Raw genomic sequence first — 22,458 nt, forward strand, 5'->3', positions numbered from 1 at the left:
CTCGCCGCTTCGACGGGTGAAGAACCGCCCGCGACCTTCCACAGAAAGCTGAGTCTCCTCACGTGGCAACCACTTCGCCGGTGCGCAAAGCGTGGCGGTCGCTGATCTGGCTGATCGTCATCGTCGTCGGCCTCGTCGCACTCAACGTCGGCAGCATGCTGTGGAGCAACAACAGCCTCACGCCGAAGCTGGCGCTCGACCTCGAGGGCGGCACCCAGATCATCCTCGAGCCTCAGCTCGAGAGCGGTCAGACCGTCTCGCAGGAACAGCTCGACCAGGCGGTCGCGATCATTCGGCAGCGTGTCGATGCGACGGGCGTCTCCGAGTCCGAGATCACGACCCAGGGCGGCCGCAACATCATCGTCGCGATTCCGGGGACCCCGGACAACGACACGATGGAGCGGATCCAGGCATCGGCGAAGCTCGAGTTCCGCCCGGTGCTGCGCGCCGACGTGCCGACACCGCAGGGAGGCGCGTCTGTCGAGCCGACACCCGCGCCCGACGGCGGCGGCGACTCCACAGCGGCCCCGGACTCGACCGCGCCCGCCGAGTCGGCGGCTCCAGAGACCCCGGCCGCTGGCGAGACTCCCTCGCCGCAGCCGACCAACGCCTCCGACCTGGCCTGGATCACTCCCGAGCTCGAGTCGCAATTCGCGAACTTCGACTGCTCGAGCCTCGATGAGCTGACCCAGGTGCCGCCGAGCGACAAGCCGTTCATCTCCTGCGAGGAGGACGGCTCGGTCAAGTACATCCTCGGCCCGGTCGAGGTCTCGGGCGAGACCATCACCGACGCCACTTCTGGCCTCGTTCCTGACTCTCGCGGGTTCACCACCAACGAGTGGGGCGTGTTCATCACGTTCAACGAGACCGGTACGCGGGAGTTCCGCGCGGTCACCGAGCGGCTCATCGGTCTCTCCGGCACCCAGAACCAATTCGCCATCGTGCTCGACGGCAAGGTGATCTCGGCGCCGACCACGCAAGCGGTGATCACCGACGGCAAGCCGATGATCAGCGGGAACTTCACCCAGGAGTCAGCGAAGCGACTCGCCGACCAGCTCAAGTTCGGTGCCCTCCCCATCGGATTCCAGGTCGAGAGCACGAACACGATCTCCGCCACTCTCGGTGCCAACCAGTTGCACAGCGGGCTCATCGCCGGCGTGATCGGCATGATCCTCGTCGTCGTCTACTCGCTGTTCCAGTACCGCACCCTCGGCCTCGTCACAGTCGCCTCGCTGATCGTCGCCGCGATCATCACCTACCTGGTGATCACTCTGCTGTCGTGGCGTGAGGGATACCGGCTCTCGCTCGCCGGTGTCGCCGGTCTGATCGTCGCGATCGGCATCATCGCCGACTCGTTCATCGTGTACTTCGAGCGCATCCGCGATGAGTTGCGCGACGGACGCAGCCTCGAGGGTGCTGTCGAGGCCGGATGGAAGCGGGCGATCCGCACCGTCCTTGCCTCAGACACCATCAACTTCCTCGCCGCGGTGGTGCTGTTCCTGGTTGCCGTGGGCAATGTGCAGGGCTTCGCGTTCACGCTCGGAATCACGACGATCATCGACCTCATCGTGGTCTCCCTCTTCACGCACCCGATGCTGCAGCTGCTCGCTCGAACGCGCTTCTTCGGCGGTGGGCACCCGTGGAGCGGGCTCGACCCTCAGGCTCTCGGCGCGGTGTACCGCGGGCGGGCGCAGTTCCGGGCACCGGTGGCAGCCACCGGCCGCGGCGCACGATCGTCGCGCGAGGCCCAGCGCCGCCAGACGATCGCCGAGCGCAAGGCCGCTGAGCAAGCCGGCGTCGGCGCGGGCGAACGCGATTCGAGCGGGAAGGACGCCTGATGGCGAAGCTCACCGATTTCGGCAATGACCTCTACACCGGCGCGCGGTCGATCGACTTCGTCGGTCGGCGCAAGCTCTGGTACACGATCGCCGGCGTCGCGATTCTGCTGTCGATCCTCGTGCCCATCCTGCGCGGCGGATTCGTCTTCGGCATCGAGTTCACTGGTGGATCCGAGTTCCAGCTGAGCAACGTCGCCCAGCCCGACGAGCAGCGTGCGCAGGATGCTGTCACCGAGGCCGTGCCCGCTGCCGAGCCGCGCGTGACGATCGTGGGCGCCGACGGCATCCGCGTGCAGACCGACCAGCTCGAACGCACCGAGAGCGATCAAGTGCGCGACTCGCTGGCGGCTGCCTTCGACGTCGATCCGAGCCAGGTCACGGCGAACTTCATCGGACCGAGCTGGGGCCAGGACATCACCCAGCAGGCCATCCGCGGCCTCATCATCTTCATCGTGCTCGCTGCCGCCTTCATGGCGCTCTACTTCCGTACCTGGAAGATGTCGCTCGCCGCTCTGTCGGCGCTCGCGCACGACCTCATCATCACCGTCGGTGTGTACGGCATGCTCGGCTTCGAGATCACGCCCGCGGCGGTGATTGGCTTCCTCACGATCCTCGGCTACTCGCTGTACGACACCGTGGTGGTCTTCGACAAGATCCGCGAGAACACAGGGGAGACGACCGAAGGGTCGAACCGTACCTTCGCACAGGCCGTGAACCTGGCGGTGAACCAGACCCTCGTGCGCTCGATCAACACCTCGGTCGTCGCCGCGCTCCCGGTCGCCTCCATCCTCTTCATCGGGGCGGTCGTGCTGGGTGCGGGCACGCTGCGCGATATCGCGCTCGCGCTGTTCATCGGCATCCTCGTGGGCGCCTACTCGACGATCTTCATCGCCGCACCGGTCTATGTGCACCTGCGCGAGAATGAGCCCGAGGTGAAGAAGATGGGCAGCAAGGCGAAGAAGAAGGTCGTTCAAGGCGCAGTCCGCTGAGCGCGGGCCTCAGGCTCCCGCGCGCGCACCGCGTCTACCATTAGTGGCGGAGGTGCGAATGACCGAGACCACGACGACGGCGACGCTTCGAGCGCGCCTGCCGCGTCTGTTCTCCCGCGCCCAGCCCACAGGCGCGGTCGACCGTCTGTACAAGACGGTGCGGCTTCACAATCCCAAGGCGGATGTCGCGCTGATCGAGCGCGCGTACCAGGTCGCTGCGAAGGCCCACGAGGGCCAGAAGCGCAAGAGCGGCGAGCCCTACATCACCCACCCGATCGCCGTGGCGCAGATCCTCGCCGACCTCGGCATCGGCGCGATCACGATCGCTGCGGCGCTGCTGCACGACACGGTCGAGGACACCGAGTACACGCTCGATTCACTGCGCCGAGACTTCGGCGACGAGATCGCAATGCTCGTCGACGGCGTGACGAAGCTCGACAAGCTCAAGTACGGCGACAGCGCACAGGCCGAGACCGTGCGAAAGATGGTCGTCGCGATGTCGAAGGACATCCGCGTGCTCGTCATCAAGCTCGCGGACCGCCTGCACAACGCGCGCACCTGGGGCTTCGTCGAGAACGAGTCGGCCCGCCGAAAGGCGCAGGAGACGCTCGAGATCTACGCGCCCCTCGCTCACCGGCTCGGCATCCAGGCGATCAAGTGGGAGCTCGAAGACCTCTCGTTCGCAGTGCTTCACCCCAAGATCTACCTCGAGATCGACAACCTCGTGAAGAATCGCAGCCCTCAGCGCGAGGAGTTCCTGCACCAGGTCATCAACGCCGTGAACGCCGACCTCAAGGCCGCGAAGATCAAGGGCCAGGTGGTCGGCCGTCCGAAGCAGTACTACTCGATCTATCAGAAGATGATTCTGCGAGGGCGCGAGTTCGACGAGATCTACGACCTGGTCGGCATCCGCGTGCTCGTCTCCACGGTGCGCGACTGCTACGCCGTCCTGGGTGCGATCCACGCCCGCTGGACACCGATGCCCGGTCGGTTCAAGGACTACATCGCGACGCCCAAGTTCAACCTCTATCAGTCGTTGCACACCACGGTGATCGGCCCTAAGGGTCGTGCGGTCGAGATCCAGATCCGCACGCACGACATGCATCAGCGCGCCGAGTACGGTGTTGCAGCGCACTGGAAGTACAAAGAGCGCATGCACGGCGGCCGCGACGAGCCGAGCCGCGCCGGCGCCGACATGGCGTGGCTGGCGCATATCTCCGACTGGCAGGCCGAAACCGCAGACCCATCCGAGTTCCTCGACTCGCTGCGCTTCGAGATCGGGGCGAAAGAGACCTACGTCTTCACCCCACAGGGCAAGGTGATCGGTTTGCCCGCCGGTGCCACGCCGGTCGACTTCGCCTACGCCGTGCACACCGAGGTCGGGCACCGCACCATGGGGGCGAAGGTCAACGGTCGACTCGTACCGCTCGAGTCGACGTTGAACAGCGGCGACATCGTCGAGGTCTTCACTTCGAAGAACCCGGACGCAGGGCCGAGCCAGGACTGGCTGAATTTCGTCAAGAGCCCTCGCGCGCGCAACAAGATCCGCCAGTGGTTCACCAAGGAGCGCCGAGAAGAGGCGATCGAGCACGGCAAGGATGCAATCGCGCGAGCCATGCGCAAGCAGAACCTTCCCTTGCAGAAGCTCATGAGCCAGGACGCGTTCACCGAGGTCGCGTCGGCGATGCACTACGACGACGTGAGCGCGCTCTACGCAGCGGTCGGCGAGGGGCACGTCTCTACGCAGTCGGTGATCGAGAAGGTACTGGCCTCGGTGCAGACGGCGGACGACGCCGATGACGTCGACCTGCCGTTCGCCGCGCCGTCGCGCGTGCGCCCGCAGCGCAATAGCGATTCCGGGGTGCTCGTGCGCGGAGCCCCAGACATCCTGGTCAAGCTCGCCAAGTGCTGCACGCCCGTACCGGGAGATGCGATTCTCGGCTTCGTCACGCGCGGTCAGGGCGTCTCGGTGCACCGCGACGACTGCACGAACGTGAAATCGCTGCTCGAGCATCCCGACAGGATGATCGACGTGGAGTGGGCGCCGACTTCGAGAAGCGTGTTCCTGGTGCAGATCCAGGTCGAGGCATTGGACCGGTCAGGGCTGCTCTCAGACGTCACGCGTGTGCTGAGCGAACACCATGTCAACATCCTCTCCGCGACCGTCAGCACCTCGAGCGATCGCCTCGCCATCAGCAGGTTCCTCTTCGAGATGGGTGATACGACCCACCTTGATCGCGTGCTCAACGCGGTACGCCGCATCGAGGCCGTGTACGACGTCTACCGCGTGACCGCGGGCTGAGCCCGCCGCAGTCGCTCTCGGGCGAGACGGGTGAATGGCAGCGGACGCGAATCGAGCGCGGCGAGGCACGCCTCGAGGCCGAGCCCCGCTTCGTGCATGAGCCGGGCGAGCACGCCTCGGTAATGGGATTCCGAGTACGCCTCCTGCGAGCGAGCCAGATCAAGGACCGTCCTCAACGGTGAGGTGGCGCGAGCCCTGCCGAACGGGACGATCTCGCCGTCATCGATGACGACCTCGCGGATCGCGACGTCGAGGCGCAGTTCATGCTGCACGCGCGCTTCAGAGCGAGTGCAGAAGGTGTGCACGCGGGGTGGACGGGGGAGTGCTCCCCAGACCCACGCCGCCGACCACCGATCGGCGATGATCCGCTCATTCCCGAGGATGCCGTGGAGCGCCAGTGCTCGCAGCGCCGGAGTGTCGGGCTCGGCGATGCTCGCGTATGCCTCGGCAAGGGGATACAACTCGCCATCGAGCGACATGGCGCTGAGTTCTGCCAACGGCATGGCGTGAGCCGATGCGATCGAGGCGGAACGGAGCAGCAGAGGCGACCGGGCGGGTGACAGCATCCGCCCAGTGTGAACGACCACGCGCCGCCCCCCGGCGTCGCCGACGAGTCGGTGGAGAGCGAACCGCTGTGGAGAGGGCTCAGCCGATCGCGGCGAGCCAGGCGCGCTGCGTCTCGAGCGCTGCGCGGGCTTCCTCAGCCTTCTTCGCGTCGCCGGCCGCCTCTGCCTTCGCAATGTCGGCCTGGAGCGAGGCGATCGACTCCTCCAACTGACTGGCGAGACCCTCCGACCGCGCCTTGCGCTCCGGGTTGTTGCGCTCCCAGTGCTCGTCGTCGAGCTTTCGCACATGCTGCTCGATCTTGCGCAGCCGCTCCTCGACCTGCTTCATCTGATCGCGCGGCACCCGGCCGATCTCGTCCCACTTGCGCTGGATGCCAGAGAGCGCCTCGCGAGCCTTGATCCGGTCGGTCTCCGCGAGGATCGGCTCTGCGCCGTCGAGCAGAGCGAGCTTCTGCTCCAGATTCTGCCGGTACTCCTCGTCGTCGCGTGCGTCGATCTCGCTCTTCGCCTGGTACAGCTGGTCGCCCGCGGCCTTGAACTTGGCCCACAGAGCATCATCGAGCTTCTTGCCTGCTCGCCCGGCGCGCTTCCAATCCTCGAGCAGACGGCGGTACTCCGGGATGCCGTCGGCGCCCTTCGACGTCAGAGCCTCCGCACGCTCGACCAGAGCCTGCTTCTTCGACCGCGCGTCCTTGTGCGCCGCGTCCAGCTCTGCGAAGAATGCCTTGCGGTGCTGCTCCAGGGTGCTGCGTGCCGCGCGGAACCGCTTCCACAGTTCGTTGGCCTCGTTGCGGCGAAGACGCGGGCCCTCCTGCTGGTGCTTCTGCCAGCGCGCGAAGATGTCGTCGAGCTGCGCGGTCACCTGCTTCCACTGCATCTTGGCGGGATCGGACGCCGCGAGCTGCTCGGCCTCCACGACGAGCGCTTCCCGATACGCGAGCGCCTCGGCCATCGCGGCACGCGCAGCTTCGCTCTGCTGCTCGGTCAGTTCGTCGACCGTGCCGGTGAGTGCCGCGAGGCGGTTGCGCAGCGCCTCGAGGTCGCCGACGGCATTCGCATCGGCGAGCGTCGCACGCAGTGCGTTGACCGCCTTGGCGATGTCGGATGCCGGCGCTCCCCGACGCGCACGCTGCTCGAGCAGTCCTACCTGGCCCGCGAGATCGGTGTACTTGCGCTCGAAGTACGCGAGTGCCTCTTCCGGAGTGCCGTCGGGATACTGACCGACGGCGCGTTCCCCGTCGCCCTCGCGCACGTACACGGTGCCGTCATCGTCGACGCGCCCCCACGGCTGCTGTTCGTTCGCCACTGGTTCACCCTCTAGAAGATCGTTCATTGCTGCGCCGCCTATGCGGCAGGCACCCAGCCTATTGCAGCATGATGCCGCTACCGCGGCCGCGCGCCAACGGATCCGCCACGAGTGCCCGGCGAATCCCGGAGTCGGTCAGCGCGTGGCGAAGTACAGCACCTGCAGCGCTGCGAGAGCCGCCATGGCGAGGGTTCCGCCGACGAGGGCGATGAGGTTGTCTCGCCGCAGACGCGACTGAACACCGGCGTGGAACTGCTTGCGCGCCTGATACCGGCGAAGTCGCTCACGCGCCTCGCGATCGGCCTTCGTGATCCGCGCCATGACACCTCCGCCTTTCGTCCTGCAGCACTGTACCGCCAGTGGTGAGCACGATCGCGCGTCACGCTCGCCGTGGAGTGTCAGCGCCGCTGGCTAGCATGGCGGATATGACGCAGCACCCCGGCATCCGCGCCGGTTCGACGCCATTGGCAGTGCGCATGCGACCGCGGCAACTGTCGGAGGTGGCGGGGCAGCGTCATCTGCTCGGACAGGGATCACCGATCGTGAGCCTGGCCGAAGACTCGACCGGGGCTCGGGGCAACGTCTCCGTGATCCTCTGGGGCCCTCCGGGCACCGGCAAGACGACGCTCGCCCAGGCCGTCGCGCAGAGCTCTGGCCGGCGCTTCGTCGAACTCTCGGCCGTCACCGCCGGAGTCAAGGATGTCCGGCAGGTGATGGAGGAGGCACTCGCCAATCGAGACCTCTACGGAGTCTCGACGGTGCTCTTCCTCGATGAGATCCACCGGTTCACGAAGGCGCAGCAAGATGCGCTGCTCCCGGGAGTCGAGAACGGCTGGGTCATTCTGATCGCCGCGACCACCGAGAACCCCTCGTTCTCCGTCATCGCGCCGCTGCTCTCTCGCTCGTTGCTGCTCACGCTCGAACCGCTGAGCGACGACGACCTCGGTGTGCTCGTCGACCGCGCCGTCGCCGACGAGCGAGGACTCGGCGGAAGGGTGCAGCTCGACCCAGACGCGCGTGCCGCAATCATCCGTCTCGCATCGGGGGATGCCCGACGCGCGCTCACGGCACTCGAGGCGTCCGCTCTCGCGGCCAGCACGGGCGCGACGACCCGCGAGGATTCCGACAGCGACGCTGAGGATGACGACGGTCAGGATGACGATGGTCAGGATGACGACGGTGAGGATGCCGAGCACTCCACGTTGCCGGTCATCACCCCTGAGATCGTCTCCACCGCCGTCGACCGCGCGCTGCTCCGCTACGACAAGCAGGGCGACGAGCATTACGACGTCATCAGCGCGTTCATCAAATCGATCCGAGGCTCCGACGCTGACGCGGCGCTGCATTACCTCGCGCGAATGATCGAAGCCGGGGAGGATCCGCGGTTCATCGCCCGCCGGGTCATCATCAGCGCTGCCGAAGACATCGGACTCGCCGACCCCCAGGCGCTCGTGATCGCCGTTGCCGCAGCGGATGCGGTGCAGTTGATCGGCATGCCGGAGGGCCGCATTCCGCTCGCCGAAGCCGTCGTCTATCTCGCAACCGCCCCGAAGTCGAATGCCGCGTACGTGGGCATCGACGCGGCGATCGCCGACGTTCGTCGCGGCGAGTTCGGCCGGGTGCCCAAGCATCTTCGCGACGCGCACTACCCGGGCGCCAAGCGGCTCGGCCATGGAAAGGGCTACCTGTACGCGCACGACTCTGAGATCGGCGTCGTCGCACAGCAGTACCTGCCCGACCCGCTGAAGGATCGCCAGTACTATCGGCCGACGAGCCACGGCAATGAGCGCGACCTCTCGACCCGTTGGGAGAAGCTGCGCCGCATCATCCGGGGCCGGTGAGGCGCGACACAGCGGCCGAACGGCTCGAGCGCGCGCAGTCGTGCGCCGACACGAAGCGGTGCGCCGTGTCTGTTAGGATTGTCGCTGCCTGAATCGGTGTTCTGCGTGCGGCTGCGCTGACACCTGATCGAAGGAGCTGGTCTGTAGCCGACCGGCGTCCATGGCGAATCCCTCATCGTTCCGGACTGGTGTCGCGGCGTGCCCGCCGCCGTCCGGTGTTCAACAGGATTCGATAGAAGAAGGAATACGTGTCAACACGCAACCGCAGCAAGACCCGCCTTTCGCGCGCGCTCGGCGTTGCGCTCACCCCGAAGGCGGCGCGCTACCTCGAGAAGCGCCCCTACGCCCCGGGTGAGCACGGCCGCACCCGCCGCAAGACCGACAGCGACTACGCCGTTCGTCTGCGCGAGAAGCAGCGCCTCCGCGCCCAGTACGGCATCCGCGAGGCACAGCTTCGGCTCGTCTTCAACGAAGCTCGCCGCGCCCCCGGCCTGACCGGTGAGAACCTCGTCGAGCTGCTCGAGATGCGCCTCGACGCCCTCGTGCTCCGCGCAGGGTTCGCGCGCACCACGTCGCAGGCGCGTCAGCTCGTCGTGCACCGCCACATCCTCGTCGACGGCAAGCTGGTCGACCGCCCGTCGTTCCGCGTGAAGCCGGGCCAGCTCATCCACGTCAAGGAGCGCAGCGAGAGCCTCGAGATGTTCCAGGTGGCTGCGGCCGGTGGACACGCCGAGGTGCTCCCGAAGGTTCCGGGCTACCTCGAGGTCGAGCTCGACAAGCTCCAGGCGCGCCTCGTGCGTCGCCCCAAGCGCGCCGAGGTGCCGATCACCGCTGAAGTGCAGCTCGTGGTCGAGTACTACTCGGGTCGCTGACCCAGACGCCGAAGGGGCGGTGCGCAGCGTGCGCATCGCCCCTTCGCCATTTCCCCGGCATCCGCGGGAAGTAAGCTGAGTAACCGGCCACGTAGAACGAGGGAGACCGAAATGAACAAGCTTCTCTGGCTGCTCACCGGCGCCGCAGCCGGGTTCGTGATCGCACACCAAGTGAACAAGACCCCGGAGGGGCGCCGCTTCTTCGAGGACGTCGACGCCAAGGCACGCTCGTTCGGCAACGCCGTCGTCGACGGCTACAAGGCCCGCGAGGCCGAGCTGCGATCCGCCGTCTCCGACGCTGAAGCAGCTATCGCCGACCTCACCCGCCGCTGAGCCGACGCCGGGCCTTCCGGCGCGCTCGACACCACAGCTCAGGACCCCATGCAGACCGCTGAAATTCAGCGCCGCTGGCTCGATTTCTTCGGGCAGCGCGGCCACACCGTCGTTCCCTCCGCCTCCCTCATCGCCGACGACCCCACCGTGATGTTCACGATCGCCGGCATGGTGCCCTTCATCCCGTACCTGACAGGTCTGGTGCCGGCACCGTACCCCCGGGCGACGAGCGTGCAGAAGTGCATCCGCACGCTCGACATCGAAGAGGTCGGCAAGACCACCCGCCACGGCACGTTCTTCCAGATGAACGGCAACTTCTCGTTCGGCGACTACTTCAAGGAGCAGGCGATCGCCTACGCGTGGGAGCTGCTCACCACCTCAGAGCGCGATGGCGGGCTGGGGTTCGACGAGAAGGACCTCTGGGTCACGGTCTACGAGGACGACGACGAGGCGATCGACTACTGGCGACGCGTTGCCGGCCTTCCCCTCGAGCGCATTCAGCGGCTCGGCAAAGAGGACAACTACTGGTCGACGGGCCAGCCGGGCCCCGCGGGCCCCTGCTCCGAGATCTACTTCGACCGCGGTCCGAAGTACGGACCGGACGGCGGGCCGGCCGTCGACGACTCGAGGTATCTCGAGATCTGGAACCTCGTGTTCATGCAGTACCTCATCGACGATGTGCGCTCGAAGACCGAGTTCCGCATCGTGAGCGAACTGCCCAAGAAGAACATCGACACCGGCATGGGCATGGAGCGCGTCGCGTTCCTGAAGCAGGGCGTCGAGAACATGTACGAGATCGACCAGGTGAGGCCTGTGCTCGATCGCGCCGCCGAGCTGTCGGGGCGCCGCTACGGCGCGGATCACGAGGATGACGTGCGCATGCGCGTGATCGCAGACCACGTGCGCTCGTCGCTCATGCTCATGACCGACGGCGTCACGCCTGGCAACGAGGGTCGCGGCTACATCCTCCGCCGTCTGCTCCGCCGATCGATTCGGGCCATGCGCCTGCTCGGCGTCGAAGAGCCGACGTTCGCCGAGCTCTTCTCCGCGTCACGAGACGCGATGCAGACGGCGTATCCCGAGGTGGCTCGCGAATACGACCGCGTGAGCCGGCTCGCGCTCGGCGAGGAAGAGACCTTCCTCCGCACGCTCAGCAGCGGAACCACCATTCTCGACCTCGCCGTCGCAGACGCCAAGCAGAAGGGCAGCAGCGGGCTCGCGGGCGACACCGCGTTCCTTCTGCACGACACCTTCGGCTTCCCGATCGACCTCACCCTCGAGATGGCTGAGGAGGCAGGTCTCAGCGTCGATCGCGCTGCCTTCGATTCGCTCATGTCCGAGCAGCGCGCCCGCGCCAAGGCCGATGCGCGAGCAAAGAAGCAGTCGCTCGCGGATCTCTCCGTGTATCGCGAGTTCCGCGCCAAGGGAGAGACCGTCTTCACCGGCTATGAGTACCTGCAGACGGAGTCCTCCGTGCTCGGGCTCATCGTGGATGGAGCGCCGGTGCACCAGGCGACGGTGGGTCAGATCGCCGAGGTGATCCTGGGCGAGACCTCGCTCTACGCCGAGTCCGGTGGTCAGGATGCGGATGCCGGCAGCATCGTCGGCGACGGCTTCGACCTCGAGGTGCTCGACGTGCAGCGCCCGGTGAAGGGGCTGATCAGCCACAAGGTACAGGTGCGCGCTGGAGAGGTCTCGGTCGGCGCTGCGGCCACCACGGTCGTCGACCCGGCCTACCGGCACGCCGCGGCGCAGGCGCACTCTGCCACGCACCTGGTGCACGCGGCGCTCCGCCAGACGCTCGGACATGAGGCGCACCAGTCCGGCTCGTACAACAAGGCCGGCTACATGCGTCTCGACTTCGGCTGGAACCAGGCGCTCTCGCTCGAGACGCGCAGCGAGATCGAGGAGATCGCCAACGCTGCGATCCACGACGACCTCGAGGTCGTCACCAGGATCATGCCCCTCGACGAAGCCCGTTCGATGGGTGCCATGGCGCTCTTCGGCGAGAAGTACGGCGACACCGTGCGCATGGTCGACATCGGCGGGCCCTGGTCACGAGAGCTCTGCGCCGGCACCCACGTCTCGAGCTCTGCACAGGTCGGACTCATCAGCCTCACAAGCGAGAGCAGCGTCGGGTCGAGCAACCGCCGCGTCGAAGCGCTGGTGGGCCATGACGCGTTCCGCGAACTGGCGGCCGAGCGCGCGATCGTCTCCCAGCTCACCTCGACGCTCAAGACGCCGCGAGAGCAGTTGCCCGACCGCATCGCCGAACTCGTCGCGGGCCTCAAGGCAGCCGAGAAGCGAATCGCGCAGTTCGAAGCGCAGGCACTGCAGTCGCGCGTGCCAGAGCTCGCGGCATCCGCTCTGAAGAGCGACGGCGTCACAACGGTGATCGACCATCTCGGCTCGGTGTCGTCAGGCGATGACATCCGCGGTCTGGTGACGGCCGTGCGCTCGCGGTTGGGCAGTGAGCCCGCGGTGGTCGCGCTTTCGGGAATCGCCGGCGGCAAGCCGCTCGTGATCGTCGCAACCAATGAGGCGGCGCGCGAGCGCGGGATCAAGGCCGGTGTGCTCGCAAAGGCCGCCGCGGGCGCGCTCGGCGGTGGCGGTGGCGGCAAGGACGACCTGGCCCAGGGCGGCGGCGCCGACGCGTCCGCCGTTCCCGCCGCGCTCGATGCCGTGCGCGCCGGCCTCGCACCGGTCTGATGCGTGCAGGCAGGCGCCTCGGCGTCGACGTCGGCAAAGCCCGAGTGGGGGTGGCGATGAGCGACCCCCACGGGATGCTGGCCACTCCCGTCGAGACCGTGCCCCGCGACGACAACGCGATCGACGCGGTGCTGCATCATGCCCGGGATGCAGACGCGATCGAGATCGTGGTCGGGCTGCCGATCGCGCTGGGCGGGGGAGACACGCCCTCCACGGCGGACGCTCGCGGCTTCGCCCTGGCGCTGGCGAAGTCGGGCATCCCGGTCCGCCTGGTCGACGAGCGCCTCTCGACCGTTTCGGCCCATTCCGTCATGCGCACCGTCGGCAAGAACACGAAGAAGTCGCGCAGTGTGATCGACCAGGCCGCCGCAGTGATAATTTTGCAGCACGCACTGGACGCCGAGGCCTCGAATCCGGCTCCACCGGGCACCGTCGTGGTTCCAGAAGAGGATCAGCAGCAGTGACAGACGAACACGGGCGCGATCATGGTCGATCGCAGCCGTTGACCAGACGTGAGGCGCGCGACCTCGAGCGCGAGCGCCAGGGCGAGTTGAGGGCGAAGCGACCGGAGATCGTCACACCAGCGAGCCCCTCCGCGCCGCCGCAGGAGGCCTCCGAGCTGCCCGAGCCCTTGCCCGAGCATCCGCAGCAAGCGAGTTCGCCGCCCGCCAGCGATGACGTGCCGACGGCGGCACCAGCCACGGCAGCGGCAGCGGCCGCCGAGCCGGATGGCACTGCGCCTGTGCTTCCCGAGGAGTTCTGGACGCCTCGCACTGTCGACGCCGTCGAGCCTGCCCAGCAGCAGAAGTCTCCGCGAAGGCGGCGCCTGACCTGGCTCTGGGTGCTCATCGGACTGCTCGCCGTCGGATCGATCGGGGCGGCCGCGACCTGGGTGATGTTCGAGGACCAGGTCCGCAAGGTGATGGGCTGGGAACTGCCCATCGACTACGAGGGCGATGGCAACGGCGAACCCGTCACAGTCGTGATCGCAGAGGGCGAGATCGGAGAGGATGTCGCGCGCACCCTGCACGAGGCGGGCGTGACGATGACGTTCGAGGCGTTCTACCGCCTGCTGCTGCAGGAGCAGCCGACGTTCACTCCCGGCGCCTACCAGCTCGAGAAGCAGATGAGTGCGGCATCCGCCCTTCAGGCGCTGCAAGATCCCGCGAACCGCGTCGAGGCGAGGGCCACGATTCGCGAGGGCATCACCCAGTGGCAGGTCTTCGCCGAGCTCAGCGCAGCCACAGGCGTGCCAGTCGCTGACTACGAGGCTGTCGCAGACCCCGCGCTCTACGGTCTTCCCGCGTCGCTGCCGAGCCTCGAGGGGTACCTGTTCCCCGCCACCTACACGTTCAACCCGGGTGTGGGCGCGCAGGAGCAGCTCGCGCAGCTGGTGAGCACCATGACCGAACGCCTCGACGCGCTCGGAGTGGCTCCCGGCGATCGCCACCGTGTGCTGACGATCGCGTCGCTGCTGCAGCGCGAGGCGCGACAGCCAGAGGACTTCGCGAGGGTTTCGCGGGTCATCGAGAATCGGCTCGCCGAGGGGATGCCGCTGCAGTTCGACTCGACCTCGCACTACGGCATCGAGTGGCGCACGGGGGAGAGCACAGCCGGTGAGAGCGTCTGGACCACCGACGAGGAGCGTTCCGACGACAACCCGTACAACACGTACGTGCACGCGGGACTGCCGATCGGTCCGATCTCGGCACCCGGCGATCTCGCGCTCGAGGCCGCCCTGCATCCGGCTGACGGCTCGTGGCTCTACTTCGTCACGGTCGACCTGAACACCGGAGAGACCGTGTTCAGCACGACGCTCGCCGAGCACGAAGCCGCGGTTGAGCAATTGCGTGGCTGGTGCCGCGCCAATCCGGGATCGGGATGCTGATGGACGCGGCACAACGACGGCTCGCCGTGCTCGGCTCGCCCATCTCGCATTCGCAGTCACCGGCGCTGCACGGCGCGGCATACCGAGCCCTCGGACTCGATTGGGAGTACGAGCGGCAGGAGATCACTGAGCAGACACTGCAGGAGTTCATCGACAGCCGGGGTCCTGAGTGGCGCGGCTTCTCGATCACCATGCCGTTGAAGCAGGCGGTCATTCCGCTGTTCGATGAGAGGGACCCGCTCGTCGACCTGACCGGTGCGGCCAACACCCTGCTCTTCGACCGCGGGCGGCGGCGTGGGTGGAACACCGACGTGTTCGGCATCACTGAGCCCCTGCGAAACGCAGGCCTCACTCACATCGACCGCGCACTCGTGCTCGGGGGCGGTGCGACCGCTGCCTGCGCAATCGCGGCGGTGCACCGCCTCGGCGCCGACCGGGTGACCGTCGCCGTGCGCACCCCAGCTCGCGCCGACTGGCTGCGACCCCTCGCAGAGGCGCAGCGCGTCGAACTCGAAGTGCGCTCGCTCGCGGAGCTCGACGATGTGCAGAGCGATGTCGTCGTCAGCACCATTCCGAACGGTTCCACGGTCGACCTGCAACTGCACGAGCGGCTGACCCACGAGGCGACCCTGTTCGAGGTGGCGTACAAGCCGTGGCCGACCTCCATCGCGGCTGTGTGGCTCGCAGCAGGTGGTCGTGTGCTGCACGGACTCGAGATGCTCGCGTACCAAGCGCTCGTGCAGGTGCGCATCTTCGTGCAGGGGGATGCCGAGGCGCCTCTTCCGGATGAGCCGGCCGTCTTCGCCAAGATGCGCGAGGCCGTCGGCCTCGAGCAGTGATCACCGCACCGCATCTGTCGTCATAGTGGCGGCGCATCGCGGCCCGGCCGGGCGCGCTGCTGGCCTGTGGGAGGATTGAGATCATGCTTCGTTGGTTGACCGCCGGGGAATCGCACGGCCCCGAGCTCATCGCCGTGCTCGAAGGACTCCCCGCAGATGTACCGGTGAGTTCGGCCATGATCCGCGCGGATCTCGCGCGTCGCAAGCTGGGCTATGGCCGCGGCGCGCGCATGAAGTTCGAGGAGGATGCGCTCAGCATCTCTGGTGGCGTGCGCCATGGCAAGACGCTCGGCGGCCCCGTCGCTCTTCGCATCGGGAACACCGAGTGGCCCAAGTGGGTCGACGTCATGAGCCCCGAGCCGGTCGACCCCGAGAAGCTGACCGGCGGCCGCGGGGCGCCCCTCACGCGTCCTCGCCCCGGCCACGCCGACCTCGTCGGCATGCAGAAGTACGGCTTCGACGAGGCCCGCCCCGTGCTCGAGCGCGCGAGCGCGCGCGAGACCGCTGCACGGGTGTCGCTCGGCGCCGTGGCCAAGAGCTTCTTGGGAGAGCTCGGCATCCGTCTGGTGAGCCACACGCTCTCGATCGGCCCGGTGCGGGTTCCTGAAGGAAGCGCTCTGCCGTTGCCGGATGACGTCCAAGCACTCGACGCCGACCCGCTGCGCTGCTTCGACCCTGAGACCAGCGAGCGAATGGTTGCCGAGGTCGATGACGCCCACAAGGCAGGTGACACGCTCGGCGGAATCGTCGAGGTGCTGGCCTACGGCGTACCGCCGGGGCTCGGATCGTTCACGCATTGGGACCGCCGACTCGACTCGCGCCTCGCGGGAGCCCTCATGGGCATTCAGGCGATCAAGGGCGTCGAAGTGGGCGACGGCTTCCTGACGACCACGCGTCGAGGCTCCGCCGCGCATGACGAACTGGTGCACGACAGCGGCCTCATCAGTCGCGTGAGCGATCGCGCCGGGGGCACCGAAGGCGGAATGAGCACCGGCACAGTGCTGCGTGTGCGCGCCGGCATGAAGCCCATCGCGACGGTGCCGCGGGCCCTTCGCACGATCGACGTGGCGACAGGCGGCCCGGCCCCCGCGCATCACCAGCGCTCCGACGTGTGCGCGGTGCCCGCTGCCGGCGTCGTGGCCGAGGCCATGGTCGCGCTCGTGCTCGCTGAGGCCGTGCTCGAGAAGTTCGGAGGCGACTCGGTCGCTGAGACGCGTCGCAACCTGCATGCCTACCTCGAATCGATCCCAGCGTCGCTTCGCACCGATGTCGTCTCCGGTGAGTGAGGCGGCCCCGCGCCCGATCGCGATCTTCATCGGCGCACCGAGTTCCGGCAAGTCGAAGATCGGCAAGCGCGTCGCCCGACTGCTGGGCTCCGACTTCGTCGACACCGACAAGCGGATCGTCGCGGTGCATGGGCCGATCACCGAGATATTCGCGAGCATGGGCGAGCCGCATTTCCGCGAGCTCGAGCGCGAAGAGGTGGCCCGGGCGCTCATCGAGCATGCGGTCGTGTCGGTCGGAGGGGGAGCGGTGATGCATCCCGCGACCCGTGCGGCTCTCGCCGGGCACCGCGTCGTGCTGCTGACGACGACGGCGGAGGCCGTGGCGTCTCGGCTCAAGGGCGGCAACCGACCGTTGCTCAAGGACGGTGGTGTCGAGGCGTGGAAACGGCTCGTCGAACAGCGCACGCCCGTGTACGAGTCGCTCGCGACCCGCTCGTGGGACACCTCGAAGCGACCGATTGATGAGATCGCTGCCGAGATCGCCGAATGGCTCCAGCAGGAGGAGACCCGATGACCGCACCTGGAGAAGAGCGCCCGGAGACTGCCGGAGACGCCAATGCCGAGACGACTTCGGTGATCGAGGTCGGCGGCGCGAACCCGTATCGTGTCACGGTCGGCCGCGGCATCCTCGACGAGCAGCTCGTCGCAGCCCTCGGTCAACAGGTGAAGAAGATCCTCGTCGTGCACGCCCCGACGCTAGGTGCGAGAGCGGAGGCCCTGCGCGAGCGCCTGCGCGAGCGATATGAGGTGCTGCTCGCCGAGATTCCGGATGCCGAGGGCGCGAAGCGCATCGAGGTCGCCGCGTTCTGCTGGCAGATCATGGGCCAGACCGACTTCACCAGAAGCGACGTCGTGATCACGCTCGGCGGGGGCGCGACCACCGATCTGGGTGGTTTCGTGGCGGCGACCTGGCTGCGCGGTGTGAAGCTCGTGCACATCCCGACCACAGTGCTCGGCGCGGTCGACGCGGCGATCGGGGGGAAGACGGGGATCAACACCAACGAGGGCAAGAACCTCGTCGGCGCCTTCTACGCCCCGGCTGCTGTCATCGTCGACCTCGAACTTCTCGACACGCTGCCTCGGAACGAGGTGCTGGCCGGTATGGCCGAGGTGGTCAAGGCCGGATTCATCGGCGCCCCCGAGATCCTCGACATCATCGAGGCCGACCCTGAACCTGCGACGAATCCGGCCGCGCCCCAGTTCCGGCGGGTGCTGGAGCTCTCGATCGAGCTCAAGGCCCGAGTGGTCGGCGAAGACTTCACCGAGCAATCAGTGCGCGAGATCCTCAACTACGGCCACACGCTCGGGCATGCGATCGAGCATGCCGAGCGCTACCAGTGGCGCCACGGCGCGGCGGTCGCGATCGGAATGGTCTTCGCCGCTGAGCTCGGCCGCATCGCCGGTTCACTCAGCGACGCCGTGGTCGACCGGCATCGCCGGATCCTCGATCTGCTGAGCCTGCCCACCACCTACCCGGTCGGCAGGTGGCGCACGCTCCTCGCCACCATGCAGCGAGACAAGAAGGCTCGTGGCGGCATGCTGCGCTTCATCGTGCTCGACGACATCGGGCGACCTCGCGTGCTCGCTGGGCCCGAGGAAGCGCTGCTGTTCGCGGCCTACCAGGAGATCGGCTCCTGATCTGCCACTACACTGCTATGCGGGCAACGGCAGGCGCGGCCACCGGGCTCCGCACGCGGCCTCGAGGCGCGGACCGATCCTTCGCGCGGGCCAACGACCCATCACACGACCACGAACGGAACACTCATGGCAACTACCGCTGACATCAAGAACGGCGTCGTCATCAAGATCGACGGCCAGCTCTGGAGCGTGGTCGAGTTCCAGCACGTGAAGCCCGGCAAGGGCGGTGCCTTCGTGCGCACCAAGCTGAAGAACGTCGTGACGGGGAAGACCGTCGACAAGACCTACAACGCCGGCACGAAGATCGAGCTCGAGAACGTCGACCGCCGCGACTTCAGCTACCTCTACAGCGACGGCGACGGCTTCGTGTTCATGGACTCCACCGACTACGACCAGATCACGGTGCCGGCAGAGGTGGTCGGCGACGCGAAGAACTTCATGCTCGAGAACCAGAGCGTGGTCATCGCCATGAACAACGGCCTGCCGCTGTACGTCGACCTTCCGGCATCCGTCGTGCTCGAGATCACCTACACCGAGCCCGGCCTGCAGGGCGACCGCTCGACCGGCGGTACCAAGCCCGCCACCGTCGAGACGGGGTACGAGATCCAGGTACCGCTGTTCCTCGAAGCCGGCACCAAGGTGAAGGTCGACACCCGGTCGGGCGAGTACCTCGGCCGCGTCAACGACTAGTGAGAGCTCGCACGAAAGCGCGCCGTCGCGCGCTCGAGATCCTCTTCGAAGCCGATGTGCGGGGGCGCAGCATCTCGGAAGCGTACGACGACGCCGCGCGCCGAGCCGATGCGCACCGCGAGCGGCTCGCCGAGTGGGGCTATGTGACCCGGCTGGTCACAGGAGTCGTCGAGCGTCAAGCCGAGATCGATGAGCTCATCGAGACGTACGCCCACGGCTGGACCCTGAACCGGATGCCGGCGCTCGACCGAGCCATCATCCGCATCGGCGTCTGGGAGCTCATGCACAACACCGAGGTGCCCACCACGGCGGCCATCGCCGAAGCCGTCGAGGCGGCGACGCTGCTGAGCACCGATGACTCACCCGGGTTCGTCAACGGGCTGCTGGCGCGAATCGCCCAGCTCGCACCCGCTCGCAGCTCCGGGGCGGTCGACTCGGAATAGCCCCATCGGCTGGTCCGCCCCGATCGGCTGCCTCGAGCAGACCTGTAGACTGGCCGACGGAACATTTGACGTCCTTTAAGTCCGTCCTGTGAGGCGGGGAAGGAGGTCGGCATGGCTGCGCGCACTGTGCTTCAGCACGCCGATATCACCAGGGCTCTCACCCGCATCGCCCACGAGATCCTCGAATCGAATCGGGGTGCCGCCGACCTCGTCATCCTCGGGATCCCGACTCGCGGAGTCGCCCTCGCTCGCCGTATCGCGCAGAACATCTCGAGCATCGAAGCCGTTCCGTTCGGCGTCGGCTCGATCGATGTGACGCTCTACCGCGACGACCTCGCATCGCAGCCGACCCGCGTGCCGGCGCCCACCGACATCCCCGCGGAAGGCATCGACGGCAAGACGGTCGTGCTCGTCGACGATGTGCTGTTCTCCGGCCGCACCGTGCGGGCAGCGCTCGACGCGCTCAGCGACCACGGCCGCCCTCGCGCGGTACGGCTGGCAGCGCTCGTCGACCGCGGGCATCGCGAACTCCCCATCCGCGCTGACTTCATCGGCAAGAACCTGCCGACCTCGAAGAGTGAGCGCATCATGGTGCGCCTCGAAGAGACCGACGGCATCGACGAGGTGGTGATCGAATCATGAGACACCTCGTATCCACCCGGGAACTGACCCGTGACGAAGCGATCGGGATCCTCGACGTCGCAGAGGACATGGCCGGGGTCGCCCACCGTGAGATGAAGAAGCTGCCGACCCTGCGCGGGAAGACGGTCGTGAATCTGTTCTTTGAGGACTCCACACGGACGAGGATGTCGTTCGAAGCCGCCGCGAAGCGGCTGAGCGCCGATGTCATCAACTTCAGTGCGAAGGGATCGAGCGTCTCGAAGGGCGAGAGCCTGAAGGACACCGCTCAGACGCTCGCCGCCATGGGCGCTGACGGAGTGGTGATCCGCCACAGTGCCTCCGGCGCTCCGCAGACGCTTGCCCGCAGCGGCTGGATCGACGCTGGCGTCGTCAGCGCGGGCGATGGCACGCACGAGCACCCGACCCAGGCGCTCCTCGACGCCTTCACCATGAGGCGCCGGGTGCACGGTGCCGCCGCGAGAGGCAAGGGACTCGACGGGCTGACCGTGACGATCGTCGGCGACATCCTTCACTCGAGGGTCGCGAGGTCGAACCTCTGGCTGTTGACCACACTGGGCGCGAGCGTGCGGTTCGTCGCACCGGCGAGCCTCGTGCCGATCGGCGTGGAGTCCTGGCCGGTCGAGATCGGCTACGACCTCGATGCCGCAATCGAGGACGGCCCCGATGTCGTCATGATGCTGCGCGTGCAGGCCGAACGCATGCACGCCGCGTTCTTCCCGAACGCTCGTGAGTACGCGAGGGAGTGGGGTCTCGACGACGAACGAGCCGCCCGATTGCCTGCCGGTACGATTGTGATGCACCCCGGCCCGATGAACCGCGGCCTGGAGATCTCCGCCGCCGCTGCCGACTCTCCTCGGTCGACCGTGCTCGAACAAGTCACCAACGGGGTCGCGGTAAGGATGGCAGTGCTCTACCTCGTGCTCTCAGGCGAACGAGAGGTGCGTTCATGACGATTCTCGTGAAGGCCGCTACCCTCCCCGACGGCACACGAACCGACATGCTGGTGCGCGACGGCGTCATCGCCGAACTCGGTTCATTGCTCAGCTCCCCAGTCGAGCACGTCATCGATGCCGACGGCCTGCAGGCGCTGCCCGGGCTCGTCGACCTGCACACCCACTTGCGAGAACCCGGTTCGGAGCAGAGCGAGACCGTGCTGACGGGCACGCGCGCGGCCGCGATCGGAGGCTTCACTGCGGTCTTCGCCATGGCCAACACCCACCCGGTGGCCGACACGGCGGGCGTCGTGGAACAGGTGCATTCGCTCGGGGTCGAGCACGGCTACGCGACCGTCCGGCCCATCGGCGCCGTGACGGTCGGGCTCGAGGGCCGGCAGCTCGCCGAGATCGGCGCTATGGCCCGCAGCCGAGCCGGCGTGACCGTATTCTCGGATGACGGCAAGTGCGTCTCAGACGCGCTGCTGATGCGACGCGCGCTCGAGTACGTCAAGGGCTTCGGTGGGGTCATCGCGCAGCACGCGCAAGAACCGAGGCTGACCGAGAACGCGACCATGAACGAGAGCGCGCTCTCGAGCGAACTCGGCCTGGTCGGGTGGCCGGCGATGGCCGAGGAGGCGATCATCGCCCGCGACCTGCTCCTGGCGCAGCACGTCGGCGCGCGCATCCACATCTGCCATGTCTCGACGGCCGGCTCGGTCGAGCTCATCCGCTGGTTCAAGACTCGCGGAGTTCAGGTGACAGCCGAGGTCACGCCGCACCACCTGCTGCTGACCGACCAGCTCGTCTCCGGTTACGACACCCGGTACAAGGTGAATCCACCGCTGCGCAGTGACGACGATGTGCAAGCGCTTCGCTCCGGCGTCGCCGATGGCACCATCGACATCGTCGCCACCGATCACGCGCCGCACCCCGCGGAGGCGAAGGAGTGCGCCTGGGATGAGGCCGCCTTCGGCATGGTCGGCCTGGAGTCGGCCCTGCCTGTGGTGCAGTCGTCGCTGGTCGACACCGGGCTGCTCGACTGGAGCGATGTCGCGCGAGTCCTTTCGTCGGCGCCCGCTCGCATCGGCCGGCTCAGCGGGTACGACAGCCCGTTCTCGCCGGGGAGTGCCGCAGAGTTCACGCTGTACGACCCGAAAGCGTCACGCGTCTTCGATGCGAGCGATCTCCGGGGCAAGAGCGTGAACACGCCGTACCTCGGCCGCAATTTGCCGGGACGGGTGGTGGCGACGGTGCACCAGGGGTACCCCACCGTGCTCGACGGCGAGCTCGTCGACGTCGAGCGGGTCGCGGCCTCGGCTGCTGCCACGAGGGGGCGCTGAA

At 67.5% G+C, this 22,458-nt stretch carries 21 protein-coding genes; 18 read left to right on the forward strand and 3 right to left on the reverse strand.

From position 1 onward, the window contains the following. Positions 1-62: 62 nt before the first annotated feature. The 3 genes from secD to QF206_RS03610 are packed head-to-tail and all read left to right on the forward strand — an operon-like array spanning position 63 to position 5,129. Entirely contained in the window at positions 63-1,838 is a 1,776-nt protein-coding gene (secD, locus tag QF206_RS03600) for a protein translocase subunit SecD (RefSeq protein WP_281487815.1), read from the forward strand. Next, positions 1,838-2,827, forward strand: a complete 990-nt coding sequence (secF, locus tag QF206_RS03605) for a protein translocase subunit SecF (protein ID WP_281487816.1) — start codon at positions 1,838-1,840, stop codon at positions 2,825-2,827. Before secD ends, secF begins: the two co-directional genes overlap by 1 nt. Before the next feature lie 58 nt (positions 2,828-2,885). Next, entirely contained in the window at positions 2,886-5,129 is a 2,244-nt protein-coding gene (locus QF206_RS03610; RefSeq protein WP_281487817.1) for a RelA/SpoT family protein, read from the forward strand. On the opposite strand, the gene QF206_RS03615 is transcribed toward QF206_RS03610, so the two are convergent. From QF206_RS03615 to QF206_RS03625, 3 genes are all read right to left on the reverse strand, one after another. Next, positions 5,108-5,695 (reverse strand): hypothetical protein, encoded by a 588-nt coding sequence (locus QF206_RS03615; RefSeq protein WP_281487818.1) that lies wholly within the window; start codon positions 5,693-5,695, stop codon positions 5,108-5,110. The genes QF206_RS03610 and QF206_RS03615 overlap by 22 nt on opposite strands. A 79-nt stretch (positions 5,696-5,774) precedes the next feature. Further along, on the reverse strand, positions 5,775-7,028 hold the full coding sequence (locus QF206_RS03620) for a DUF349 domain-containing protein (protein ID WP_281487819.1): 1,254 nt from the start codon (positions 7,026-7,028) through the stop codon (positions 5,775-5,777). A 108-nt stretch (positions 7,029-7,136) separates the two neighbouring features. After that, positions 7,137-7,322, reverse strand: coding sequence for a hypothetical protein (locus QF206_RS03625; protein WP_281487820.1), 186 nt, complete (start codon positions 7,320-7,322; stop codon positions 7,137-7,139). Positions 7,323-7,426: 104 nt separating this feature from the next. Here QF206_RS03625 and QF206_RS03630 point away from each other — a divergent pair, with 104 nt between their 5' ends. The 15 genes from QF206_RS03630 to QF206_RS03700 all read left to right on the forward strand — a co-directional run bounded on the left by QF206_RS03630 (position 7,427) and on the right by QF206_RS03700 (position 22,457). Further along, positions 7,427-8,842: a replication-associated recombination protein A gene (locus QF206_RS03630; RefSeq protein WP_422785346.1), complete on the forward strand. Its 1,416-nt coding sequence runs from the start codon at positions 7,427-7,429 to the stop codon at positions 8,840-8,842. Positions 8,843-9,090: 248 nt separating this feature from the next. Then, complete coding sequence (gene rpsD / locus QF206_RS03635; protein WP_281487822.1) at positions 9,091-9,714, forward strand: 30S ribosomal protein S4; 624 nt, start codon at positions 9,091-9,093, stop codon at positions 9,712-9,714. Between the two features lie 111 nt (positions 9,715-9,825). Further along, positions 9,826-10,047, forward strand: a complete 222-nt coding sequence (locus tag QF206_RS03640) for a hypothetical protein (protein WP_281487823.1) — start codon at positions 9,826-9,828, stop codon at positions 10,045-10,047. 48 nt (positions 10,048-10,095) lie between these two features. Then, the gene (gene alaS / locus QF206_RS03645) at positions 10,096-12,756 is read left to right on the forward strand and encodes an alanine--tRNA ligase (RefSeq protein WP_281487824.1); all 2,661 of its coding nucleotides are present in this window, start codon (positions 10,096-10,098) and stop codon (positions 12,754-12,756) included. Next, a complete protein-coding gene (ruvX, locus tag QF206_RS03650; protein ID WP_281487825.1) occupies positions 12,756-13,220 on the forward strand; it encodes a Holliday junction resolvase RuvX in 465 nt (154 codons plus the stop codon). The genes alaS and ruvX overlap by 1 nt, the downstream gene beginning before the upstream one ends. Next, positions 13,217-14,644 carry an endolytic transglycosylase MltG gene (gene mltG / locus QF206_RS03655; RefSeq protein ID WP_281487826.1) on the forward strand — a complete coding sequence of 476 codons (1,428 nt, stop codon included), beginning with the start codon at positions 13,217-13,219 and terminating at the stop codon, positions 14,642-14,644. Before ruvX ends, mltG begins: the two co-directional genes overlap by 4 nt. Next, positions 14,614-15,483: a shikimate dehydrogenase gene (locus QF206_RS03660; RefSeq protein ID WP_281487827.1), complete on the forward strand. Its 870-nt coding sequence runs from the start codon at positions 14,614-14,616 to the stop codon at positions 15,481-15,483. Before mltG ends, QF206_RS03660 begins: the two co-directional genes overlap by 31 nt. 83 nt (positions 15,484-15,566) lie before the next feature. Further along, positions 15,567-16,769: a chorismate synthase gene (gene aroC / locus QF206_RS03665; protein ID WP_281487828.1), complete on the forward strand. Its 1,203-nt coding sequence runs from the start codon at positions 15,567-15,569 to the stop codon at positions 16,767-16,769. Next, positions 16,750-17,283 (forward strand): shikimate kinase, encoded by a 534-nt coding sequence (locus QF206_RS03670; RefSeq protein WP_281487829.1) that lies wholly within the window; start codon positions 16,750-16,752, stop codon positions 17,281-17,283. Before aroC ends, QF206_RS03670 begins: the two co-directional genes overlap by 20 nt. Next, positions 17,280-18,407 carry a 3-dehydroquinate synthase gene (gene aroB / locus QF206_RS03675; protein WP_281487830.1) on the forward strand — a complete coding sequence of 376 codons (1,128 nt, stop codon included), beginning with the start codon at positions 17,280-17,282 and terminating at the stop codon, positions 18,405-18,407. Before QF206_RS03670 ends, aroB begins: the two co-directional genes overlap by 4 nt. A 126-nt stretch (positions 18,408-18,533) precedes the next feature. Next, positions 18,534-19,097 (forward strand): elongation factor P, encoded by a 564-nt coding sequence (efp, locus tag QF206_RS03680; RefSeq protein WP_281487831.1) that lies wholly within the window; start codon positions 18,534-18,536, stop codon positions 19,095-19,097. Continuing rightward, the gene (gene nusB, locus QF206_RS03685; RefSeq protein WP_281487832.1) at positions 19,097-19,540 is read left to right on the forward strand and encodes a transcription antitermination factor NusB; all 444 of its coding nucleotides are present in this window, start codon (positions 19,097-19,099) and stop codon (positions 19,538-19,540) included. Before efp ends, nusB begins: the two co-directional genes overlap by 1 nt. 111 nt (positions 19,541-19,651) lie before the next feature. Further along, on the forward strand, positions 19,652-20,182 hold the full coding sequence (gene pyrR, locus QF206_RS03690) for a bifunctional pyr operon transcriptional regulator/uracil phosphoribosyltransferase PyrR (RefSeq protein ID WP_281487833.1): 531 nt from the start codon (positions 19,652-19,654) through the stop codon (positions 20,180-20,182). Beyond that, a complete protein-coding gene (locus QF206_RS03695) occupies positions 20,179-21,132 on the forward strand; it encodes an aspartate carbamoyltransferase catalytic subunit (protein WP_281487834.1) in 954 nt (317 codons plus the stop codon). The genes pyrR and QF206_RS03695 overlap by 4 nt, the downstream gene beginning before the upstream one ends. Continuing rightward, positions 21,129-22,457 (forward strand): dihydroorotase, encoded by a 1,329-nt coding sequence (locus tag QF206_RS03700; protein ID WP_281487835.1) that lies wholly within the window; start codon positions 21,129-21,131, stop codon positions 22,455-22,457. Before QF206_RS03695 ends, QF206_RS03700 begins: the two co-directional genes overlap by 4 nt. Position 22,458 lies beyond the last annotated feature (1 nt).

The organism is Ruicaihuangia caeni (assembly GCF_029952955.1).
GTDB classification, from domain to species: domain Bacteria; phylum Actinomycetota; class Actinomycetes; order Actinomycetales; family Microbacteriaceae; genus Ruicaihuangia; species Ruicaihuangia caeni.